Raw genomic sequence first — 22,494 nt, forward strand, 5'->3', positions numbered from 1 at the left:
GAGTTGGATGACATGGATTTACGCTCAGGTCCTGCGTCTGGTGCCACTCGAGGGCGTACCCGGTGAGTTACCCATGTACTTGCGAAATCAATTGTTATGCATTGTTATTCAGTTAAACCAGGGAGGCGCTTGGGGTGAAGTACGCGTGCCGGCAGGCAGCAGAGAGAGCTTGTCGGGTACGTCCAGAACTGAAGGCGCACCGAAACGCAGGACCTGAGCGTAAATCCCATGTCACCCCAACTCGTTCGCCCTGAAGACCTGGAGAGGCGGAACAGTCCAACTGATTTCGCAAGTACATGGGTAACTCACCGGGTCGCCCAGAACTGAACCGGCACCAGACGCAGGGCCTGAGCGTAAATCCATGTCACCCCAACTCGTACGGTCTAAAGACCCGGAGAGGCGGAACAGCCCAGTAGAATTCGGCTGGTGGTGATACCGAACCAGCCCATCGGGCAGCCGATCGAACATCCGAACGCGACGGCGGTGTTGTTCCTCGGCGCGGCAAGTGTCCTCTGCTGCGGTGTGCTGGGACCGGTGGCGTGGGCGCTGGGCAAGCGAGCGCTCGATCAGATCGAGGAGTCCGGAGGCGCGTACGGTGGCCGCGCCCAGGTGCTGGTCGGGTACATCCTCGGCATCATCGGCACCGTCTTGATGATCATCTTCGCTGTGCTGTTCCTGCTGATCCTGATCGGCGGCAACGCCTAGCCCAAACTAGGCCGTTCCCGTTCGTCCTCGACGTCCCAGGCCGGCCACTCCGAGCTGACACTGCCGGTCCAATTGGGCTGTCTGCGATCCTTGAACGCCGCCATGGCCTCGCCGCCGTCGATGCTTTTGGTGACGTGCTGGTTGAGGTCGTGTTCCAGGTGGCCGACCATGGTGGAGCTCATCCCGATTCCCTCCCACAGCAGCCGCTTCGACAGCGCCACCGGTAACGGCGCCGAACCGTTGGCGATGTCGTGCGCGACGGCCAGCGCTGTCGGGAGCACCTCGCCCGCGGGCAGGCAACTGTTGGCCAGCCCCATCGCCTTCGCCTCGTCGCCGTCGAAGGTGCGGCCGGTCAGCATGATGTCGGCCGCGTTGGCCATGCCGACCAGGCGGGGCAGCGTCCAGTGCGCGTAACCGTCGGCCATGACGCCGCGACGGACCTGGTTGAGCCCATACACCGCGTCGTGCGCCATGTACCGCAGGTCGCATTGCAGGGCGAGGGCCAGCCCGATGCCGACCGCGTGCCCGTTCACCGCCGCGATCACCGGTTTACGCACCCGCCACGGCGGCGGGTCCAGTGTCGCGCTGACCTCCCCGACCCGGTTGGACAGGTCGGCGCCGGCGCAGAACGCGGGCGGTGTGCCGGTGATGATCACGGCACGAATGGCGTCTTCCACATCACAGCGCTGCAGCGCGGCACTCAGTTCGGCGGCCATCGTCGGGGTGAAGGCATTCTGCTGAGCGGGCCGGTTGAGCGTGAGCACGGCGATGCCGGCGGAGACATCGACATGCAGTTCCGAACTCATGCCACAGCATGTTAGCCGACCGGGGCCGCCCTGACCTCGGGGCGAAAAACCTCTGCTACCCGCGCACGACCTTGCGTCCGATGGCGTACTTGTGCACCTCGGTGGGCCCGTCGTAGAGCCGGAACGCGCGCATGTCCCGGAAGATCATCTCGACCACCGTCTCGTCGCTGATGCCGATGCCGCCGAGCACCTGCACGCACCGGTCGGCGACCTTGAACAGTTCCTCGGAGACGAACGCTTTGGCGATCGAGCTCTCGTGCCGCGCCTTCGCGCCGTTGTCCATCAGCCAGCACGCGTGCCAGATGGTGAGCCTGCACTGGTGTAGCGCGATCTCGTTGTCGGCCAGCATGAACGACACACCCTCGTGCTCGCCGATCGGCTTGCCGAACGCGGTGCGGGTGCGCGCGTGCTCGACCGCGATGCTTTGTGCCCGCTCGGCCGCACCGAGCCAGCGCATGCAGTGGGTCAGCCGGGCCGGGGCGAGCCGCAGCTGGGCGTAGCGTAGCGCTTGGCCGGCCTCGCCGAGCAGCGCCTCCTTGGGCAGGACCAGGTTCTCGAAGCGGACCACCGCGTGCCCGGCGACGTAGTTACGGTCCATCGTGTTCATCGTGCGTTCGATGACGATGCCCTGCCTGGTGCGGCGTTCGCGGGGCGTTCCGTGGTTACGCATGCCACCGCCTCCGGGGCCGTCGCTCCCGCCGGGCTGGTCACCGTCGGTGAGGAACAAGGTGGGCCCCTCGGGCAGGTGCGGGTTGGCCGCGAGCCGGGCCATAATGATCCAGGTCTTCGCGCCGTTCGCGCCGGTGATCAGCCACTTGCGGCCGTTGATGGTGAAATTCGCGCCGTCGAAGGTCGCCTCGGTGGCCAGCTGGGCGGGGTCGGAGCCCGCGCCGTCCGGCTCGGTCATGGCGAAAACCGAGCGCTGGTGTCCGGCGACCACCGGAGCCAGATACCGCCGCACCTGGTCCGGGTCGGCGACTTTGGACAGCAGGAACATGTTGCCCTCGTCGGGTGCCGCGCAGTTCATCGCGATCGGGCCGAGCGTGGACCAGCCCGCCGCCTCGTAGATCACCGCCTGCTCGACGTGGGTCAGCCCGCGTCCGCCGAGCGACTGGGGCGCCTGCACGGTGAGCAGCTGCTCGGCGCGGGCGAGTTCGACCAGTTCCTGTCTCAGCTCGTCGGTCGGGCCGTGCGAGGTCAGGCGTGGGTCCCGCTCGTACGGAACGATCTCGTCGATGACGAACTGGCGGACGCGGTCGCGTTCGGCGGCGAGTTCGGTGGGAATCGCGAAATCGATCATCGTGGGCACCATTCGTTCGGGGGCGCGATGGGTCGAGCATACGAAACCGATCCGAAAAGATTGAAGGCGGTTGCCATCAGAAGCTGTTTACGCGTGAAAGGCGGCTGAGCTGCGCAGATCTCGTTGACGTCCGGTATCAGCGCCGTGTCAGCGCGGCTGGGCATCGTTGCGGTCATCGAGAACGAGGACGCACAGCCCGGTACCGAACGAGGAGAACCCCAGGATGACCGTCGCCGCTGTCGCCCAGCTGTTGATCGCGCTCGACCCGGAGGGGCGGATCAGCCAACCTGGCGGCGCCGGGTGCCGACAACCCGGCAGCAGAGGTAGATCAGGAACGAGATCGTGGTGACGAACGTCGAGACCGGAACACCCGGGGCCAGCGACAGTAGAATGCCGCCGACCGCGGCGATCTCGGCGAACACCACCGCGAGCACGGTTGCCCGGATCGGATTCGCGGTGAGCTGCGCCGCAGCGGCGGCGGGGGTGATCAGCAGCGCGAGCACGAGCAGCGCCCCGACGATCTGCACGCCGAAGGCCGCGGTGATGCCGAGTAGCACGGCGAACACGATGGACAGCGTCCGCACCGGAACCCCGCGCGCCACCGCCACCTCCGGATCGGAGCTGGCGAACAGCAGCGGGCGGTAGACGAACGCGAGCACCGCGAGCACGCCCACGGTGCAGGTGGCGAGCAGACCGAGTCCATTGTTGCCGACGCTGACCACCTGTCCGGTCAGTAGCGAGAACTTCGACCCCGCGCGGTCGGGACCGAGCCAGAGGAACAGCACCGAGAGCCCGAGCCCGAACGAGAGCACCACCGCGATCACCGAATCGCGTTCCCGCGCACGAGTTCCCAGCAGACCGAAGAGCACGGCCGCGATTACCGAGCCCACAATGGCGCCGAGGCCGACCCCGATTCCGGCCAGCAGCGCGGCGGCCGCGCCGGTCAGCGACAGCTCGCTGGTGCCGTGCACGGCGAATGACATCTGCCTACTGATGATCAGCGGGCCGATCACGCCGGACAGCAGCCCGAGCAGCGCCGCTGCCAGTACCGCCTGCTGCACGAAGTCGTAGGAGAGCAGGTTCGCGGTGGTGGCGAGGTCGAACATCTTCGTGACGACGCCGGAGAGCTTGTCGATCACGAGCGCACTTCCCTCGGATCCTGATGGGCGGCCGACAGGGTCGTGCCGTTGTCGTCGGCGCGATTCTCGCTGTGGCTGTCGTCGACGGCGCAACTGTGGCCACGGCCGTCGGCGGCATAGTGACTGTCGCTGTCGTCGTCGGCGTAGCCGCGCCCCTGGCTGTCGGGGCGGCCGTGGCTGTCTACGTCGGCGTGGTTGTGGCTGGAGCCGTCGGTGTGGCCGCGGCTGTCGTGGTTATGGTGGCTGCGTTCGTCGCTGGGGCCGAAAGTCGCGAGGTCTCCCACCTCCCCGACAGAAACGGGCGCCGCCGCGTCGGCGGACGGCGGCGTGATGTCCTCAGCGGAAACGCCGGGCGCAAATCCGTCACCCGCCGCGCCATGGCAGTGCCCGCCCGCCGCGCCGAGGGCATCCATCGTATCGCCGGTCCCGACGACCACCAGTCGCCCACGCACCCGCAGCACATCCACCTCGGTCCGATACAGCTCCGAGAGCACCCGCGAGGTCATCACCTCGTCCGGTGTCCCGATCCTGAACTTTCCGTTGACCAGGTACAGCACCCGATCCACCAGCGGCAGAATCGGATTGATCTCGTGTGTCACGAAAAGTACTGCGGTGTTGTGGGTGCGCCGCCGCCGATCGATCAACTCCGCGACCAGCCGCTGATTGGCCAGGTCCAGGCTCAGCAGCGGCTCGTCGCACAGCAGCACCTTAGGATCGCCGACCAGCGCCTGCGCCACGCGTAGCCGCTGCTGTTCGCCGCCGGACATGGATTCCAATGGCGCGTAGGCGAAGCGCTCCGCGCCGACGTCGGCGATAGCCGCCGCCACCTTGCGCTTGCGTTCGGTGCGGGAGCGCAGCCCAAGCCCCCAGCGATGCCCGTCGACGCCGAGCCCGACCAGGTCGACGCCGCGCAACGGCACGCCGACATCGATCGTCTTCTGTTGCGGCACATATCCGATGTCCGAATTGCCCTTGCGGGCTGGGGCGCCCGCGATCCGCGCCGTGCCCGCGCTGAGTCCGAGCTGGCCGAGCAGCACCTTCAGCAGTGAGGTCTTGCCCGACCCGTTCGGCCCGAGGACGGCAACGAATTCACCTGCGGCGACGGTGAGATCAAGTTCTTGCCAGAGCGTGCGGTCACCGAATGACAATCGGGCGGCGTCCAGCCGGACGGCGGCCGAACCACTTGCGAGGCGTGGTGGCCGCCGTTCCATCCCAGTGTGCTCGGTCAGCGCCGCTCCCTTGCTCATCTGGTCAACTCAGCGCGGCGGCGAGCGCCTGCGCGTTCTTCGTCTGCCACTGAATGTAATCGACGCCGTCGGGCAGGGTTTCGGTTACTTCGACCACGGCGATGCCCGCGCTCTGCGCGCTGGCCCGCAGGTCCTTGGTGATCTTGTCCTGGGTCTGCACGTTGTAGACGAGCGCGCGCACCCGCTTACCGGCGAGCAGGTCCTGGGTCGCCGCGACGGCCGCGGGTGCTGGATCGGTCTCCTGCTCGATGGCCTCCTGGAACTCGTGGGGGGTCAGATCCTCGGCCGCGGCGGCGATCAACAGGTAGTGCGCGAGCGGTTCGGTCTGCAGCACCGGCGTTTTCGGGTGTTCGGCCGCGATCTTGCCGGTGATCGCGGTGATCGCGGCGAGTTGGTTCTCGAACACGGCCGCGCGCTCGGTGTAGGCCGCGGCTTTGTCCGGGTTCAGTTCCCCGAGCTGGGCGGCGATCCGGTCGGCGACCACACCGACGGTGCGTACGTCGTACCAGACGTGCTCGTTCTCGTCGCTCTTGTCGATCCGGGAATCGAACGCGTCGACAGTGCGCTTGTTCTTGCCCGCCACCGCCTTCTCGGCGAACTCGTCGTAACCGCCACCGTTGTAGACGACCAGGTCGGCGTCGCTGAGTTCGGCCGACTCCACGGCGGAGGTCTCGTGCGAGTGTGGATCGGCGTTCGGATCGGTGATCAGGGACCGGATCGTGGCATCTGGGCCCCCGATGGCGGTGGCGATATCGCCCCAGACGTCGGTGGAAGCGACGACAGTCGGCCGGTCCGAGTCCTTCGAGCTGCCGCAGCCGGTGAGCGTCAGCGCGGCGGCAACCCCCACTGCGATGCCTGCATATTTCATGGCGAATCGAGTTTTCACGTGGGGGTACTCCTGGCAGTGCTCTAGATCAAAATGGAAATCGTTCCCGTTTAACTTTAGCAGCAGCCGTCTACGGGAACGACTCGACGCCGCCCTGAAGTCCGAACGCGAAGGGCCCGCGAACGATTCCTCGTTCGCGGGCCCCGAGTGATTCGCGGCAATGCTAGACCATGGCTTTGGCTTCCGCCGGCTGTCCGAGAAGCTGCGCACAACGCAGCAGGCCAAGGTGGCTGTAGGCCTGCGGGTGGTTGCCGAGCGACCGTTCGGCAACCGGGTCGTACTCCTCACTGAGCAGTCCGGTCGGGCCGGCGACATCGACCAGCTGGGCGAACAGCGCCTCGGCGTCCGAGCGCTTCCCGATCAGCAGGTACGCCTCGACCAGCCAGGCCGCGCACAGGTGGAAGCCGCCTTCGCCGCCGGGCAGGCCGTCGTCGTGGTGGTACCGGTACACCGTCGAGCCGCTGCGCAGCTCGGCCTCGGTCGCCACGACGGTCGCCGCGAAGCGCGGATCGGACGGATCGATCAGGCCGCTCAATCCGATGTGCAGGGTCGCCGCGTCCAGATCGGTGCCGTCGTAGGCCGCTGTGTAGGACTGCACGTCCTCATTCCAGCCCTTGGCCTTCACCTCGTCGGCGATGGTGTCGCGTAGCGTCGTCCAGGCCGGGTCGATCTGGCGCTCGAACTTCCGGGCCAAGGTCAGCGCCCGGTCGACGGTCAGCCAGCCCATCACCTTCGAATACACGTGGTGGCGCGGATTGCCGCGGATCTCCCAGATGCCGTGGTCGGGTTCCTGCCAGCGGCGCTGCACCGCGTGCACCATGGCCTGCACCAGTTCCCAGTCGGCGTCCGGCAGCGCGTGCGCGGGGTCGGTGATCCCCTTCAGCTCTCTGGCGTGCGCCAGGGTCGAGATGAGGTCGACGATCGGGCCGAAGACGTCCAGCTGCACCTGCATGTTCGCCGCGTTGCCGACGCGTACCGGGCGCGAGCCCGCGTAGCCGGGCAGCTGGTCGATCGATGCCTCGGGCGGCAGCGTCTCGCCGTACAGCGTGTACAGCGGGTGCAGTCGCTCCGGGCCGGGCAGCGTCTCCAGTACGCGGTGCACCCAGCCGAGGAAGTCCTCGGCCTCGGTCAGCGAGCCGAGCGAGACCAGTGCCTGCGCGGTCAGCGACGCGTCGCGCAGCCAGCAGTAGCGGTAGTCCCAGTTGCGTACGCCGCCGATGTCCTCCGGCAGCGAGGTGGTGGCGGCCGCGAGGATCGAACCGGACGGCACGTGCACCAGGCCGCGCAAGGTCAGCGCGGAGCGCTTCATCAGATCCGGCTTCAGCGGCGGCAGCGTGAGTTGGGAGGACCACTGTGCCCAGTAGTTCTCCGCCTGCCGCCGCCGATCCGGCTCGCTGGTCATCGCCGGCGCGAAATCGACGGTGCCACAGCGCAATTCGAGCACGACCGGGCCGCGCGACGGGTCAACCACGGCCCGTGCGGACTCGTGTATCCCGTCGGAGACGATCTGCCACTGCACGCCGGGGGAGCGCAGCACGATCGGATCGTTGGTGCCGTGCACCCGCAGCCCGGTCTCCTGCGCCTCGAGGGTCACCGGCACCTGACCGAACTCCGGCCGCGGCGCGAAGGTGACGACGGCCCTGGCGTCACCGGTGATCACCCGGGTCAGGTCGGTACGGGTCGCCGCGATGTCGTGCGGCAGATAGTCGACAACTTGCAAGCTGGCCCACCGTGTTTCGACGGTCATCGTGCCGTCGACATAACGCTGCGAGAGGGGAAGTCCCGGCCGCTCCGGCTCGATGGTGAAGTGACCGGCCTGCGGGCCGCCGAGCAGGTGTGCGAACACCGCGGCCGAATCCGGCTCAGGATGGCAGAACCAGGTGACCGTCGCGTCGGGGGTGAGCAGCGCGACCGAGCGCGGGCTGGCGAGCATGGTCAGCCGTTCGATGCGCGGCGCGCTCGCACCGGCCAGCCAGGTGCGCCGCTCCTCGAGCAGGAAGGCCAGCGCCCAGGACACGGCCTCGGTGCTGTCCACCCGGAACCTGGCCACGCTCTCGCCGTCGCCGACCTTGATGCCGACGTCGGGACCGGACAGCACCCGGAACGCCTTCTCGTCGGTGACGTCGTCGCCGAAGAACACCGCTGCCGACGCGCCCGCCTGATGTCGGACGGTGTCCAGCGCGGTGCCCTTGTCCGTCTGCACCACGGCCAGTTCGATGACCGACTTGCCCTCGGTCACCTGTACGCCGATCCAGCACGCCGGGCCCTGCCGGACCTGCAGCAGCGCGCGATGCCCGATCTCGGGGCTCGCGTTGCGCACGTGCAAGGCGACGCTGGCCGGCTTTATCTCGACCGTGACGCCGGGGTTCTCCGTGGCGATCCGGCTCAGTGCCGTCTGCACCTCTTGCAGCAGGTGCTTGGCATCGTTGTCGATCGCGTGCACGAAGCCCACGTCGAACTCGGAGCCGTGGCTACCGATCAACTGCACCTCGACCGGAAGGCGGGACAACGCCGCGAGATCTCGCAGTGCCCGGCCGGAGATGACGGCGGCGGTGGTCCCGGTCAGGCCGGCGAGTGCGCGTAACGCACTCACCGACTCCCGATGGGGAAAGGCCTTGGTCGGGTCGGACACGATGGGCGCGAGCGTCCCGTCGTAATCCGATGCGACCAGCAGTCGTGGCACGCGCGCGACCGTCGACAGTGCACGGCGAAATTCCAGTGGCAGATCCTGTGCGCTCACGCATCCAACCTAGTGATGGGAGGTGTTTTTTCATGGGGCGGCCAAAACAATACTTTGTTGAATTCGCCGCACAGAAGCGCGCTGGTACACGTGCGCACGATAAGGCTCGCGTGGGAACGAATCGAGAAGGTCTGCCCAGCTGACGGCTTCGGGGCAGGAGGGCGTGAGTTGCGTCGCACACCCGAGCCCATCGCCTCGGTGTGGTGCCGATGCCCGCAAGCGCGAGCGGTGCGCTGACGGTCCGTCTGGGGGTTACTGACCTCGGTCGCCCAGCAGGAGATCCACTGTAAGCTCCAGCCGTTCGGTGACATCGGTGGCCGAGGCGCGTCGGGTCAGCCAGGCAACCAGATTCGACAGCCAGACATCGCTGATCACCCGGGCTATAGCCAGCTGGCGATCGCTGGGCTCGCCATCGTTCATGGCGCGGGCGAAAACGCGGTCCATCACCTTGCCGACGCGGTCCACCTCGGCGGCGGCCGAGGCGTCGGCGAACATGAACGCGCGGGTCATGGCCTCGGTGAGCAACGGGTCGCGCTGCATCATTCTGGTGATCTGAGTGAGCAGCAGGTGCATGCGTTCGCGCGGCGACTGGCCGGCAAGGGGCTTGCGTTTGCCTTCAATTTGCTCGAATTCGCGCGCCAGCGCGGAGACGAGCAAATGCACCTTCGACGGGAAGTACCGGTAGAGCGTGCCGACCGCGACATCGGCGCGCTCGGCTACCGCGCGCATCTGGACCGCGTCGTATCCGCCTTTGGACGCCAGCGCCAAAGTCGCGTCCAGAATTCGCTTGCGCCGCTCGCGCTGCGCCGCCGAGCTCAGGTCGTCCTCACTGAGCGTGGTGACGGTAGCGGTGGGCGGTGCCGCGCTCGAGTCGGCGGGCTGCGATCGGGAGGGACTGGCCATTGACGAGAGTCCTTTCCGGAAACGTCGTTTCATCGGCGTGCGCGGTCTGCCGGGGCGGTGATCGTGTCTTGACTTACTCCCGGCTAGGATATTAGAACATGTTCTAGGTGTGGGAGTCACGCCGGAAAGGCGGTATGGACTGTGACCATCGCCACCACTGACGAGCATAAAGCCGTTCAGGAGTCGATGAGCGGATGGGCGGCGTCGGTCCGTCCAATTGCAACAATGCGGACCGACCAGGCGGACTTCTGGCGCGGCTACTGGCCGGCGCTGGCCGAGATCGGAATCTTCCGGGTCGCGGTGTCCGAGGATGCGGGCGGCGCGGGCGGTTCGGTCGTCGATCTCGCCGTCCTGATGGAGCAGGCGGCGCACGATCTGGTCGGTGGCCCTGTGCTCACAACGGCTTTGGCCAATCTGATCACCGCGGGACGGCTCGACGAGGACCTCCCCTGCGGTGTCGCGCTCGACTTCGTTGTCGGTTCGGCGGTGAGCGTACCCGTCGCGAGCGGCGAGTTGTTGCTTACAGGTACCTGGGATTCCGTCCTCGGTGCGGCGCCGGGAACCGCGGTGCTGTTACCGGTATCGCTTCCACAGGGACAGCGTTGGTGCGTGGTTCCGCCGGATGTCGCCGGTCTGCGGGTCGAGCCGCTCGCGCCACTGGACTTGAGTACACCACTGGCGCGGGTGCACTGCGCCGACGTGCGCGTGCCGGCCGAGCGGGTGTTCGCCGCGCCGTACGCGGCCGGGGATCTCCTCGTCGTGCTCGCCGCCGCCGAGCTGGCCGGTCTCGCGGGCTGGTGCCTGGAGACCGCGGTCGAATACGCCAAGGTTCGCGAGCAATTCGGACGCAAGATCGGATCCTTCCAAGCGGTCAAACACATCTGTGCCTGGATGCTGTGCCGGACCGAGCTGATCCGCGCCGTCGCGGCCGACACCGCGGCCGCGGTAGACGAGGGTGGCGCCGAACTGCCGATCGCCGCCGCGATCGCCGCCGCGATCGCCCTGGACGCGGCGGTCGAGACCGCCAAGGACTGCATCCAGGTGCTCGGCGGCATCGGCTTCACCTGGGAGCACGACGCGCACCTGTACCTGCGCAGGGCGGTGGCGTTGCGCCAGCTGCTCGGCGGCTCGGCGCGCTGGCGGGCGAGGGTCACCGAGCTGACGCGCTCGGGACAGCGGCGCACCACCGGCGCCGACCAGGTATTCGCTGCCGATTCTGCTTCTCGCGTGAGCGGAGCCCTCCGTGGTGACTCTTCGCTGCCGCCTCCGGGCCTGACCGCTCATGCTGGGGGCGTGGCTGTCGTAGACGACGGCACCACGCACGAGCTGGCCGCCGAGGTCGCGCGGATCGCGGCGTTGCCCGCCGACGAGCAGCGCGTCGCACTGGTCGAGGCGGGACTGGTCATGCCGCACTGGCCACGACCCTATGGCCGCGCCGCGGACCCGATGACCGGTCTGATGATCTCCGAGGAACTGCGCCGCGCGGGTCTCACCGCCCCGGACCTGGCCATCGGCGGCTGGGCGATCCCCACCCTGCTGCGCCACGGGACATCGGAGCAGATCGACCGGTTCGCCTGGCCTACGCTGCGCGGCGAGGTGGTCTGGTGCCAGCTGTTCAGCGAACCCGAGGCGGGCTCGGACCTGGCCGCGCTGCGCACCACCGCGAAGAAGGTGGACGGTGGCTGGGCGCTGCGCGGCCAGAAAGTGTGGACCTCGCTCGGCGACAAGGCGAACTGGGCGATCTGCCTGGCCCGCACCGACCCGGACACGCCCAAGCACCGCGGCATTTCCTACTTCCTTGTCGACATGCACAGCGCAGGTCTGGAGGTCCGGCCGCTGGTGCAGATCACCGGCGAGGCACGCTTCAGCGAAGTGTTCCTCGACGATGTGTTCGTGCCCGACGACTGTGTGGTCGGCGCACTGAACAACGGATGGAAGATCGCCCGCTCGACCCTGTCGACAGAGCGCGTCGCGATGGGTGGCAACGGCATCGGTCCGGTGCTCGAGGAGCTGATCGCGAAATCGCCCGCCACGGGGCCCGGCGCGGAACTGCTGAACGACCGACTCGGCGGGTTCATCGCCGAGGCGATCGCCGGAATTTTGCTAGAGCAGCGCGCCGCGGTCCGAATGTTGGCGGGCGGTGACCCCGGCGCGCAGGGTAGCGTACGCAAGTTGCTCGGGGTACGCCACCGCCAGGCGGTCGCGGAATTCGCTGTCGAGACGACAGGGCCGATCGGCGCGCAGGATGCCGAAGTGGCGAAGGAGTTCCTGCTCACGCGCTGTTTATCGATCGCTGGTGGAACCGAGCAGATTCTGCTCACCGTGGCCGGTGAGCGGATTCTGGGGCTGCCTCGTGACGCTGACAGCTAGTCGCCGAGACAACTGGGAGAAAAGCGTGGACTTCACCAGGGAAGAGGGCCAGGATGCCGTGGCCGAAGTCGTCGTGAGCTTGATGGAGCGCGAGTCGGCCCGTGATATGGAGCTGTGGCCGAGACTGGTCGACTCCGGACTGCTTTCGATCGCGCTGCCGGAGCGGCACGGCGGTGATGGGATGGGCCTGCTCGAAGTATCGGTGCTGCTCACCGAGCTGGCGACGGACGCGGTCGCGGTGCCGGCCCTGCCGACGCTCGGCTTCGGCGTGCTGCCGCTGTTGGCCTCCGCGCCGGAGAGCATCGGGGAGCAGGTGCTGCCCGAGGTCGCCAAGGGCACCGTGCTGACCGCGGCGCTGAGCGAACCTGCGGCGCCGTTCACGGTGAAGCCGGAGACCACCGCGGTTGTCAGTGGTAACACGGTGCGCATCACCGGGCACAAGGTTGCCGTGCCCTATGCCGAGCAGGCGCGCTGGCTGCTGGTACCCACCGATTCCGGTATCGCCCTTGTTGATTCGGAAGCCGAAGGGCTCACCACGACACCGACTCCGGTCTCCGGCGGCATTCCGGAATGCAGCGTGCGGCTGGACCAGGTGAAGATACCCGCCGATCAGCTGTGGCCGACCGGTCTCGGCGACTTACACCGGCTGGCACTTGCCTCGATCGGATCGGTCGCCGACGGTTTGCTAAAAGGTGCGCTCGTCCTGACCGCCGAGCATCTGCGGACCCGCCGCCAATTCGGTCGGCCGCTGGCGGAGTTCCAGGCGGTGGCCCAGCAGATCGCCGATCTGTACGTCGTCTCCCGCACCCTGCACGTGGCCGCGTTGTCGGCGAATTGGGCTCTTGCGCAGGATGGTCCGAGCCAGGAGCATCGCGGCCGAACCGACGACGACCTGGACATCCTTGCCTACTCCGTCGCCGCGGAATTGCCGCAGGCTATGCAGAAGTGCCATCACCTGCACGGTGGTGTCGGCGTGGACGTGACCCATCCGATGCATCGCTATTACTCACAAGCCAAGGACATCGCTCGCTGGCTCGGCGGGCCGTCGTTCCGACTTGATCGATTGGGGGCCAGATGTTCATCGACCTGACTACCGAGCAGCGTCGATTACGTGACGAACTGCGCTCATACTTCGCCGATCTCGTGACTCCTCAGGAGGAGGCCGAGATGGCGGCGAACCGCCATGGCGATGCCTACCGCGCAGTGGTGCGCAGGATGGGACGCGACGGCTGGCTCGGCGTCGGCTGGCCGAAGGAATACGGCGGCCAGGGCTTCGGGCCGGTCGAGCAGCAGATCTTCTTCAACGAGGCCGTCCGTGCCGATGTCCCACTTCCGCTGGTGACCCTGCTGACGGTCGGACCGACATTGCAGCAGTTCGGCACCGAGGAACAGAAGAAGCAGTTCCTGCCAGGAATCCTCGCAGGCGATATTCACTTCGCGATCGGCTACTCCGAGCCCGAGGCGGGGACCGATCTAGCCTCGCTGCGGACCTCCGCGGTGCGCGACGACGCCGGGGACTGGATCGTCAACGGGCAGAAGATCTTCACCACGGGCGCGCACGAGGCCGACTACGTCTGGCTGGCCTGCCGCACCGGGTCGCGCGAGTCGCGCCACCGCGGCATCACCATCCTGATCGTGGACACCACCGATCCCGGTTACTCGTGGACGCCGATCATCACCTGCGATGGCGCCCACCACACCAACGCGACCTACTTCGACAATGTGCGCGTTCCGGCGAACATGTTGGTCGGCGAGGAGAACCGGGGCTGGAAACTGATCACGACGCAGCTCAACCACGAGCGGGTGAGTCTCGGGCCCTCCGGCAAGATCGAGCAGCTCTACGACCGGGTGCGCGACTGGGCGCAGCCGCGCGGCGTGCTCGGTGAGATCGACGTGCGTCGTTCGCTCGGCCGCATCCACGCCATGGCCCGGCTCAACGAGCTGCTGAACTGGCAGGTCGCCGCTGGGTCCGATGAGCGTCGTTCGCGGGGCCCTGCGGGGTTACGCTCCGCTACCGCCTCCGGGTCCGTCGCGCCCGTCGCGGAGGTCGACGGTGACCAGTCCCAGGTGATCGCCGACGCATCGGCCACCAAGGTCTACTCCACCGAAGCGCTCCAGGAGGCGGGCAGGCTCGCCGAGGAGATCATCGGCCGCTACGGCGACCCAGCCGACCCGGCCACCGGCGAACTGCTGGCCTGGCTCGACCGCAAGACCAAACAGAACCTCGTGGTGACCTTCGGTGGCGGCGTCAACGAGGTGATGCGCGAGCTGGTCGCCTCGTCGGGACTGCGCTTGCCGCGAGTACCCCGATAACGAGTAAGGAGCCGCGCGTGCCGGAAACCACTACTCCGGAAGCCATCATCGCCGCAGCCGAGACCATCAAGGCCGCGGGCGAGTGCGCGCCCCGTTTCGGGCGCGATCCGGTGAACCAGCCGATGATCAACAACTGGGTGGAGGCGCTGGGCGACACCAACCCCATCTACGTCGACGAGGAGGCCGCCCGTGCTGCCGGACATCCCGGCGTCGTCGCGCCGCCCGCGATGGCCCAGGTATGGACCATGTTCGGCCTCAACGGTTTCCGGCCTGCCGACGACCCGATGGGTGCGGTCACCGAACTGCTCGACGCGGCGGGATACAGCTCCGTGGTCGCCACCGACTGCCAGCAGACCTATCACCGGTATCTCAATGTCGGGGAAGAGCTTTCGGTTACCAGCAGGTTGTCCGACATCCGCGGCCCCAAGCGAACGGCGCTCGGGGACGGTTGGTTCGTCACCTTCCTGACCAGCTGGCATGTGGGCGACGAAGTCGTCGCCGAGATGCTGTTCCGTCTGCTGAAGTTCGCGCCTGGCACCGGTGCGGCGCCCCAACCCGCCGCCGGTGCCCGGGTCAAGCCGTTGGTCTCGTGGGACACCGAATTCTTCTGGGAGGGAACAAAGGTCGGCGAGCTGCGCATCCAGCGGCTGCCGGACGGATCGCTGCGGCACCCGCCCATTCCGGCCATCTGGCAGGACAAGTCGAAGCCGACCGACTACGTCGTCGCCTCCGGGCGCGGCACCGTGTTCAGTTACGTCGTGCACCACGCGCCGAAGGTACCGGGGCGGCAGCTGCCGTTCGTGGTCGCGTTGGTCGAATTGGAGGAAGGTGTGCGCATGCTCGGTGAACTGCGCGGCATCGACCCAGCCGAGGTGCGGGTCGGCCTGCCGGTCCAGGCGGGCTTCGAGAAACTCGACGACGAGGCGACCCTGCCGATCTGGCAGGTGATCGCATGACCGGTCAGGCCCGGAGGCGGCAGCTCGCGTCACCACGCAGGGCCCCGGCCATGCGAGAAAAGGACACGGCATGACCACCACCGTGGAACCGGATGCCGTGCGGGTCGGCACCGTGCTGCCCGAGCTCACGATCACCGCCGATCCGACTTTCGTGATCAGTACGGCCCTGGCGACCAGGGATTTCCAGGACGTGCACCACGACAGGGACAAGGCCGTCGCACGCGGCTCCAAGGACATCTTCGTCAATATCCTCACCGATACCGGGCTGGTGCAGCGCTTCGTCACCGACTGGGCAGGGCCGCGCGCGATCGTGAAATCGATCGCGCTGCGCCTCGGTGTTCCGCTGTACGCGGAGGACACGTTGACGCTCACCGGCACGGTGACCGCACTGGAGGGCGACGACATCCATATCGACGTGGTCGGCAGGGACAGCCTCGGTGACCACATCACGGCCACAGTTGTCATCGCGTTGCGGAGGGCCGATGACTGAGCAGACCATTTCGGGCTGTGCGGCCGTCGTCGGCATCGGCGCCACCGATTTCTCCAAGGACTCCGGCCGCAGCGAGCTGCGGTTGGCCGCCGAAGCGGTCACCGCCGCGTTGGCGGACGCGGGTCTCACGGCGGCCGATGTCGACGGCCTGACCACGTTCACCATGGACACCAACACCCAGGCCGCGGTGGCAAGGGCGGTCGGTATCCCGCAGCTGAAGTTCTTCAGTCACATCGGGTATGGCGGCGGCGCGGCATGTGCCACCGTCCAGCAGGCCGCCATGGCGGTGGCCACCGGCATCGCCGACGTGGTCGTCGCCTACCGCGCGTTCAATGAGCGTTCGGTGTCGCGATTCGGGCAGTTCTCCACGGCGCTGGCGACCGCGCCGACCTCGTCGGGCATCGACGCGGCTTGGTCCTATCCCCAGGGCCTCGGCACACCTGCCGCGCAGGTGGCGATGGTGGCCCGCCGCTACATGCACGTCTACGGCGCCACCAGTGCGGATTTCGGCGCAGTGGCCGTCGCCGACCGCAAGCACGCCGCGGTGAACCCGGCCGCCTTCTTCTACGGCAAGCCGATCACGCTGGAGGATCACCAGAATTCGCGCTGGATCGCCGAGCCGCTGCACCTGCTGGACTGCTGTCAGGAGTCCGATGGCGGCGTCGCGATCGTGGTGACCAGCGTCGAGCGCGCCCGCGACCTGCCGCAGCGGCCGGCCGTAATCGCCGCGGCCGCCCAGGGTTCCGGCGCCGACCAGTACGTGATGACCAGCTACTACCGCGATGCCATGACCGGACTTCCGGAAATGGGTTTGGTCGGCGACCAGTTGTGGGCGCAGAGCGGGCTGAGCCCCGGCGACATGCAGGCTGCCATCCTTTACGACCACTTCACCCCCTTCGTCCTCATGCAGTTGGAGGAACTCGGCTTCTGTGCTCGCGGTGAGGCGAAGGACTTCATCGCCGACGGAGCCATCGAGCTCGGCGGCCGTCTGCCACTGAACACTCACGGCGGCCAACTCGGCGAGGCCTACATCCACGGCATGAACGGCATCGCCGAGGCGGTAAGGCAGATCCGTGGCACTTCGGTCAACCCGGTGCAGAATCTGGAGAACATCCTGGTCACCGCAGGCACTGGCGTACCGACCTCCGGGTTGGTGCTCAGCGCTCACTGAATCCCCATCGCCCGTACCGTGCCGAGCGCGTGGCGGGCAGTACCGATGGCGTGCGCGAGCCGGGAGGCGCCGGCTGCGGCAGTGAGCTGTGCCATGGTGTGCGGCTGTCCGATGGTTTCGGCGTGCATGCACGGTATGGCTCGAGCGGCTGACGTGGGCCGCGTGGGTGGGGATCGGAGTCGTTCGGCCAGGGGCGGACCAGCAGTATGTTCGGCGGGTCGCGAAGCTGTCGGCCGGTACGGGCGTAACGATCGTGCGGCCGGCGGGGCGGCAGGACGTCCGCGCGGCCGCACGGAGAGGAGCCCCATGACCACCAGGCATCTGGTCGACGTGCACGTTCTGCTGGTCAGCGGGGACGACCTGCTGTTGAGCAAGCGACGCAGCGACGACGAGTTCGACGGTCTCTGGCACCTCCCCGCGGGCAAGCTGGAGGCGGATGAATCCGCTACCGCGGCTACTGTCCGCGAAGCATACGAGGAGGTAGGTGTGGTGATCGACGAGGCCGACCTGCACCATATCCACACCGCTCATGTCGTCGGGTCCGGGCTGGAACCCCGCCTCGGCCTCTTTTTCGAAACCCACCGCTGGTCCGGTGACCCGGTCAACCGCGAGCCCGGCAAGTCCTATGAACTACGCTGGTTCCCCCTCACCGCACTCCCCGAATCGACTCTCATTCCCTACTCGAACGCAGGCATCCAAGCCCACCGCACCGGCTGCACCTACAGCCAACAGGGTTGGCGTCGCTGAGCGGCACATGTCTGCGGCGAAACGCCCGATCGTTCCGTCCACCGTGTCCATGCCCCTCGAGTTGTAGGTCAGAAGCCGGCGAGTTGGTGGGTGCATGCGGCGGTGCGCTTACGGCAGCTCCTCTGACAAGCCGCCTTTGTGGATTGTCCCAATCCACTCCAGCCTTGGTCGGTCAGTCCCCAGTACGGCGGTCGACCTGCAGCTTCACCGCCCCAGCCGCCGATCGAGAAGAGGGCCTGGCGAAGTATTCGAATCCATCCCGAGTGGACCGCTCGGCATGTAACTATGTGGCTGTTCTGTGCAGTAGACAGATTTGGTGGTAACGAGTGGCCTGGGCGCGAGCGCCGATATCGCGCGTGATCGTGCTGATCACGCTGCTCGCGTTTGCTGCTGTCGGTTTGCGCGGATACATCCCAGGAGTTGTCGAATCCACCCCGCCCAAGTCCGGTCCTTCCGCGGTATCGGTGGCGCTCATGCCGGTACTGCTCACCGTGTCGATGGTGATCCTGCTGGCCGGGGTGATCGCGAGCCAGCATCGACTTCCGCTGGCCATACCGGAGCCGGAACGCGAGGACGAGCGCCAGCAGTGGCGTCTCGGGCGCGTGGGCCTGGCGGTGCTCGGGGCGCTGGCGATGCTGGTGCTGGTGCTCGCCGCCGCGTCCGCGATCTTCTTCATCGGTGTGGACCGTCCGAGCGAGCCCGCGCCGCCCGCCGCGACCACAGGCGCACCTCCGGCACAGGACACTCCAGCGCCGACCGATTCCGGCGAGCCATCCTCCGAGCTGACTGGCACGGCGCTGCTGCTGGCCAGCATCGCGGCAGCCGGTCTGGTCGGGGTCGCGATGACCGGTCTGGTCGTTGTCGCCGTGGTATCCAGGCGCAAGCCTGTGCCTGCTCAGGCTCCAGCCGTTCCGGCGGCGCCCACCACCGCGGACTCGTTGGCCCGCGCGGCCGAGATGGGCCTGGCCGCGATGAACGTGCCTGGCCAGGACCCGCGGACCGCGATCATCGCTTGCTACGTCGCGATGGAGCGTGGCCTCGCCTTCGACCGGGCCGTCGCGCCGTTGGCCTCGGACACCCCGATGGAGGTGCTGGCCCGTGCGTTCGAGCGGGGTGCGCTGCACGACGCATCGGCCAGGGAGCTGGTGGCGCTGTTCGAGGAGGCCAGGTTCAGCCCGCACGCCATGCTCGAGTGGCAGCGCATGCGGGCCGAACAGTTGTTGCGCATCGTGCTCGCCGATCTCCAAAGGGAGGACCCGGCATGAACGTCAGGCCCGGAGGCGGCAGTGTGCGTAACCACGTAGGGCCCGGGAATGCCGAAGAGGACCCGGCATGAACGTCAGGCCCGGAGGCGGCAGTGTGCGTAACCACGTAGTGCCCGGGAATGCCGAAGAGGACCCGGCATGAACGTCAGGCCCGGAGGCGGCAGTGTGCGTAACCACGTAGTGCCCGGGAATGCCGAAGAGGACACAGCGTGACCAGGCTGGCCGCCGTGATCAGTTGCGTGATCGTTGTCGCGGTGGTCGAGGCTGTCGCCTTGGAGAGCGCGCGGGATGCGCTGCTGATTGTCGCCGGTATCCCGGTGGCGGTGACGCTCGGCTGGTTGGTCTGGTCGCTGCTCGACCTTTCCGACGCCCGAACCGGGCGCGAGATCGATGGGATGGAGAACGGGCCTGCGGAAATGTTGCACCGCTGGCATGCCAAGGCGGAGATGCTCGCGGACCGCGCGGACGGCACCCGCGCCGATTGGGACCGGCACCTGCGTCCGCTGCTGGCCAAGGAGTTCGAGCTGTCCAGCGGGCAGCGGGTTGCGAAGAACCGCAGGGCGATCGAGGCGGCGGGTATCCACCAATTCGGCCCGGAACTGTGGCGATGGGTGGATCCGGCCGATTCGGCATTGCGTGATCAGGCCGGCAGAGCACCGGGACGTGCGGCGCTGGACGAGATCCTGAGCCGCCTGCAGAGAATGTGAAATGGGTTGAGGCAAGTGCGAGTACACAAATGACGATGCCGATGGATGCGACCATCCAGCGCAGCGAGGCCGTGCTCCGGGAGCTGTCCAGGGTGGTGGTCGGCAAGCAGGACGAGTTGCAGTTGATCATGATCGCGGTGCTGTCCGGCGGGCACGTGCTGATCGAGGACCTGCCCGGTCTCGGCAAGACGCTGATCGCGCGATCGTTCGCCGCCGCGCTCGGGTTGGAGTTCACCCGCGTGCAGTTCACGCCCGATCTACTACCCGCCGACCTGCTCGGATCGACCATCTACGACATGTCGACCGGTCGATTCACCTTCCGTCGCGGGCCGGTGTTCACCAACGTGCTGCTGGCCGACGAGGTGAATCGCACCCCGCCGAAGACGCAGGCGGCGCTGCTCGAGGCGATGGCGGAGGGACAGGTCAGCATGGACGGCGAGACCTTCCTGCTGCCGCAGCCGTTCGTCGTGCTGGCCACCGACAACCCGATCGAGTACGAGGGCACCTATCCGCTGCCGGAAGCTCAGCTGGACCGGTTCGCCATCCAGCTTCGGCTCGGGTACCTGTCCGAGCACGACGAGACGCAGATGATCCGGCGCAGGCTGGAGCGTGGCTCGCAGCAGCCGCAGGTGGGTCAGGTCGTCGACGCGAACGGATTGCTGGAGATGCGGCAATCGGTCGAGTACGTGACCGTGCACGCCGATGTGGTCAGTTACGTCGTCGCCTTGGCCGCGGCCACTCGTGGACATCCGCAGGTCGAGGTCGGCGCGAGTCCGCGCGCCGAGCTCGACCTGGTGCAGATGTCCAGGGCGCGTGCTCTGTTGCTCGGTCGCGATTATGTGATTCCCGAAGACGTGAAGGCGCTGGCCATTCCGGCCATGGCGCACCGGATCACGCTGCGGCCGGAGATGTGGGTGCGCCGCATCCGTGGCGAGGATGTGATCACCGAACTGCTGCGCCGTCTGCCGGTCCCGCGCGCCACCGGAACATGAGCCATCGCGATGCCAGCACCGCGGTCGACGCCGAATTACGGTGGCGGCCCGCACCATTGGTCTTCATGCTCGCGGTGTGTGCCGCAGCGGCTCTGGTGCCGGCGGTGGTGCTCGGCAGATGGACCCTGATCGTGTTCGCCGCGCCACTGCTCGGGGTGCTCGCCGCCGCGCCGTGGCAGCAGTCCTCGACCAGAATCCAGGTCGACGGCGGAGGCACGCTGCGCTGCTTCGAGGCCGAGGAAGTGGTGCTCACCATCGCCGCCTTCGTCGAGAAGGGGCACGCGCTGCTCCGCCTGAAGCCGGAGAGCATGGTGGGGCTCGGCATCGACATCGAGGAGACCGGCGATTCCGGGGTCGTACCCGCTGGGTTGCGGCTGGCCGTCTCCGCTGATCGGTGGGGGCGCTACCCCATTGCGGTGCGAGTATCCGCGCTCAGCCCGGCCGGGTTGGCGATCGCCACCGCGGTGCTGCCCGCGGGCCAGTTGTTCGTCTACCCGATCACAGATCCGCAGCGAATGCGCTTGCCGCGCATCGAACTTCCGGAGCGGCTCGGCACCCACCTGACCCGCAGGCACGGTCCCGGCGTCGAGTACGCGGATATCCGCGCCTACGCGCCCGGCGACCAGTTGCGCATCGTGAACTGGCCGGTGAGCGCGCGGCGCGGGCGGCTCTACGTCACCGAGCGGCTGACCAACCGCTCCGCGGATGTCGTTGTGGTGGTGGATACTTCGCAGCAGGCGCCGGGACCGGCCACCGACTCGCTGGAACTGTCGGTGCGTGGCGCGGCGCAGGTGGTGCAATCCACCCTGCAGGCGGGCGACCGGACCGCGGTGGTGTGCCTCGGGGACGCGCCGCGCTGGCTGCGACCGGATATCGGACGACGCCAGTTCTACCGCATCGTCGACACGGTGCTCGGCGTCGGCGACGAGCACATCGAAACTACCGGCACCCTCGCGCCGCACGCGGCCGTGCCGCTCGGCGCCATCGTGATCGCGTTCTCCACGCTGCTGGACACCCAATTCGCGCTCGCTCTGATCGACCTGCGCAAGCGCGGGCACGTGGTCGTCGTTGTGGACGTCCTGCGCGGTACGCCGTTCCGCGACGGCCTCGACCCGACTTTGGCCAGGATGTGGCAGCTCGAGCGCGCCTCGATGTATCGGGACATGGGTACCGTCGGCGTCGACATCGTGGCCTGGCCGGAGGACACCCGACTGGATCAGATCATGCGGGCGCTACCCGAGCATCGCAGAAGGGTGCGGGTGCGCCGATGACCAGGTTCTTTGCCGTTCTCTCCGGTGTGCTACTGGTGGCGTCGGTGGCGCTGACAGAGCCATGGGCGGGCATTCCCGCTCTGGTGCTCGTCGCGCTCGGCTGGTGGTTCCGACCGTTGGCGGTCTGCGCCGTGCTCCTTGCGGTCGTCGCGCTCGTGGTCGCCGACTCGGGTGTCCTCGCCGCCGCCGCGACCGGATTGGTGGCCACCACCTACCTGTTGAACGCCGCGATGGTGACCGCGCCGCACGGCGTCGTGCCCACCACGATCCCCTCCGTGGTCGGCGCGCTCGGCTTCACGGCAGTCGCGGTCGGTGCCGCGCTCGTCCCGCTGCGGCTCGCTTGGGCGCCGTTGGCGGCGCCGGTGCTGGTGGTGGTGCTGTACGCCTTGGTAATCCAAGGCGTCGCCGCGCGTCGAGCGCGGGGCGGTCCGGAACCACAGCCGTCCACCGGTGCTTGACGAGACCCAACCCGACCAATGGGCCGGA

At 67.7% G+C, this 22,494-nt stretch carries 20 protein-coding genes and 1 pseudogene; 13 read left to right on the forward strand and 8 right to left on the reverse strand.

Translation table 11 applies throughout. The features are described from left to right. Positions 1–426 precede the first annotated feature (426 nt). The gene (locus OH799_RS26715) at positions 427–705 is read left to right on the forward strand and encodes a DUF4190 domain-containing protein (protein ID WP_357262671.1); all 279 of its coding nucleotides are present in this window, start codon (positions 427–429) and stop codon (positions 703–705) included. Here OH799_RS26715 and OH799_RS26720 read toward each other — a convergent pair. The 7 genes and pseudogenes from OH799_RS26720 to kstR all read right to left on the reverse strand — a co-directional run bounded on the left by OH799_RS26720 (position 702) and on the right by kstR (position 9,726). Beyond that, the gene (locus OH799_RS26720; RefSeq protein ID WP_406269421.1) at positions 702–1,511 is read right to left on the reverse strand and encodes an enoyl-CoA hydratase/isomerase family protein; all 810 of its coding nucleotides are present in this window, start codon (positions 1,509–1,511) and stop codon (positions 702–704) included. The two genes, OH799_RS26715 and OH799_RS26720, sit on opposite strands and share 4 nt — an antisense overlap. A gap of 55 nt (positions 1,512–1,566) precedes the next feature. Beyond that, positions 1,567–2,811 (reverse strand): acyl-CoA dehydrogenase family protein, encoded by a 1,245-nt coding sequence (locus OH799_RS26725; protein WP_406269424.1) that lies wholly within the window; start codon positions 2,809–2,811, stop codon positions 1,567–1,569. Positions 2,812–3,089: 278 nt separating this feature from the next. Further along, positions 3,090–3,950, reverse strand: coding sequence for a metal ABC transporter permease (locus OH799_RS26730; protein WP_406269427.1), 861 nt, complete (start codon positions 3,948–3,950; stop codon positions 3,090–3,092). Between the two features lie 386 nt (positions 3,951–4,336). Continuing rightward, a pseudogene (locus OH799_RS26735) lies at positions 4,337–5,161 on the reverse strand (metal ABC transporter ATP-binding protein); the annotation flags it as partial. Positions 5,162–5,201: 40 nt separating this feature from the next. Next, entirely contained in the window at positions 5,202–6,065 is an 864-nt protein-coding gene (locus OH799_RS26740) for a metal ABC transporter solute-binding protein, Zn/Mn family (RefSeq protein WP_406282626.1), read from the reverse strand. Between the two features lie 181 nt (positions 6,066–6,246). Then, the gene (gene otsB, locus OH799_RS26745) at positions 6,247–8,823 is read right to left on the reverse strand and encodes a trehalose-phosphatase (RefSeq protein WP_406269430.1); all 2,577 of its coding nucleotides are present in this window, start codon (positions 8,821–8,823) and stop codon (positions 6,247–6,249) included. Between the two features lie 252 nt (positions 8,824–9,075). After that, positions 9,076–9,726 carry a cholesterol catabolism transcriptional regulator KstR gene (kstR, locus tag OH799_RS26750; RefSeq protein ID WP_406269433.1) on the reverse strand — a complete coding sequence of 217 codons (651 nt, stop codon included), beginning with the start codon at positions 9,724–9,726 and terminating at the stop codon, positions 9,076–9,078. Between the two features lie 141 nt (positions 9,727–9,867). On the opposite strand from kstR, the gene OH799_RS26755 reads away from it, so the two are divergent. The 6 genes from OH799_RS26755 (at position 9,868) to OH799_RS26780 (ending at position 17,026) form a co-directional block, all read left to right on the forward strand. Then, positions 9,868–12,096: an acyl-CoA dehydrogenase family protein gene (locus OH799_RS26755; RefSeq protein WP_406269436.1), complete on the forward strand. Its 2,229-nt coding sequence runs from the start codon at positions 9,868–9,870 to the stop codon at positions 12,094–12,096. Between the two features lie 25 nt (positions 12,097–12,121). Beyond that, positions 12,122–13,186: an acyl-CoA dehydrogenase family protein gene (locus OH799_RS26760; RefSeq protein ID WP_357263439.1), complete on the forward strand. Its 1,065-nt coding sequence runs from the start codon at positions 12,122–12,124 to the stop codon at positions 13,184–13,186. Continuing rightward, positions 13,171–14,409, forward strand: a complete 1,239-nt coding sequence (locus OH799_RS26765; protein ID WP_406269439.1) for an acyl-CoA dehydrogenase family protein — start codon at positions 13,171–13,173, stop codon at positions 14,407–14,409. Before OH799_RS26760 ends, OH799_RS26765 begins: the two co-directional genes overlap by 16 nt. Before the next feature lie 17 nt (positions 14,410–14,426). Further along, entirely contained in the window at positions 14,427–15,365 is a 939-nt protein-coding gene (locus OH799_RS26770; RefSeq protein WP_406269442.1) for a bifunctional MaoC family dehydratase N-terminal/OB-fold nucleic acid binding domain-containing protein, read from the forward strand. Between the two features lie 70 nt (positions 15,366–15,435). Beyond that, positions 15,436–15,855, forward strand: a complete 420-nt coding sequence (locus OH799_RS26775) for a MaoC family dehydratase (RefSeq protein WP_406269444.1) — start codon at positions 15,436–15,438, stop codon at positions 15,853–15,855. Next, entirely contained in the window at positions 15,848–17,026 is a 1,179-nt protein-coding gene (locus tag OH799_RS26780; RefSeq protein WP_406269447.1) for a lipid-transfer protein, read from the forward strand. The genes OH799_RS26775 and OH799_RS26780 overlap by 8 nt, the downstream gene beginning before the upstream one ends. Here the strand turns inward: OH799_RS26780 and OH799_RS26785 are convergent. Further along, positions 17,020–17,154 (reverse strand): hypothetical protein, encoded by a 135-nt coding sequence (locus tag OH799_RS26785; RefSeq protein ID WP_406269450.1) that lies wholly within the window; start codon positions 17,152–17,154, stop codon positions 17,020–17,022. The genes OH799_RS26780 and OH799_RS26785 overlap by 7 nt on opposite strands. A gap of 178 nt (positions 17,155–17,332) precedes the next feature. Here OH799_RS26785 and OH799_RS26790 point away from each other — a divergent pair, with 178 nt between their 5' ends. From OH799_RS26790 to OH799_RS26815, 6 genes are all read left to right on the forward strand, one after another. Next, complete coding sequence (locus OH799_RS26790) at positions 17,333–17,773, forward strand: NUDIX domain-containing protein (protein ID WP_406269453.1); 441 nt, start codon at positions 17,333–17,335, stop codon at positions 17,771–17,773. Positions 17,774–18,099: 326 nt separating this feature from the next. Further along, positions 18,100–19,038, forward strand: a complete 939-nt coding sequence (locus tag OH799_RS26795; RefSeq protein ID WP_406269457.1) for a DUF4129 domain-containing protein — start codon at positions 18,100–18,102, stop codon at positions 19,036–19,038. A 209-nt stretch (positions 19,039–19,247) separates the two neighbouring features. Further along, the gene (locus OH799_RS26800) at positions 19,248–19,745 is read left to right on the forward strand and encodes a hypothetical protein (protein WP_406269460.1); all 498 of its coding nucleotides are present in this window, start codon (positions 19,248–19,250) and stop codon (positions 19,743–19,745) included. 29 nt (positions 19,746–19,774) lie between these two features. Next, entirely contained in the window at positions 19,775–20,737 is a 963-nt protein-coding gene (locus tag OH799_RS26805; RefSeq protein ID WP_406269462.1) for an AAA family ATPase, read from the forward strand. After that, positions 20,734–22,008 carry a DUF58 domain-containing protein gene (locus OH799_RS26810; protein WP_406269465.1) on the forward strand — a complete coding sequence of 425 codons (1,275 nt, stop codon included), beginning with the start codon at positions 20,734–20,736 and terminating at the stop codon, positions 22,006–22,008. Before OH799_RS26805 ends, OH799_RS26810 begins: the two co-directional genes overlap by 4 nt. Next, on the forward strand, positions 22,005–22,466 hold the full coding sequence (locus OH799_RS26815) for a hypothetical protein (protein WP_406269468.1): 462 nt from the start codon (positions 22,005–22,007) through the stop codon (positions 22,464–22,466). Before OH799_RS26810 ends, OH799_RS26815 begins: the two co-directional genes overlap by 4 nt. The last annotated feature ends 28 nt before the right edge of the window (positions 22,467–22,494 follow it).

It is taken from the genome of Nocardia sp. NBC_00881 (assembly GCF_045207455.1).
In the GTDB taxonomy this organism is placed as follows: domain Bacteria; phylum Actinomycetota; class Actinomycetes; order Mycobacteriales; family Mycobacteriaceae; genus Nocardia.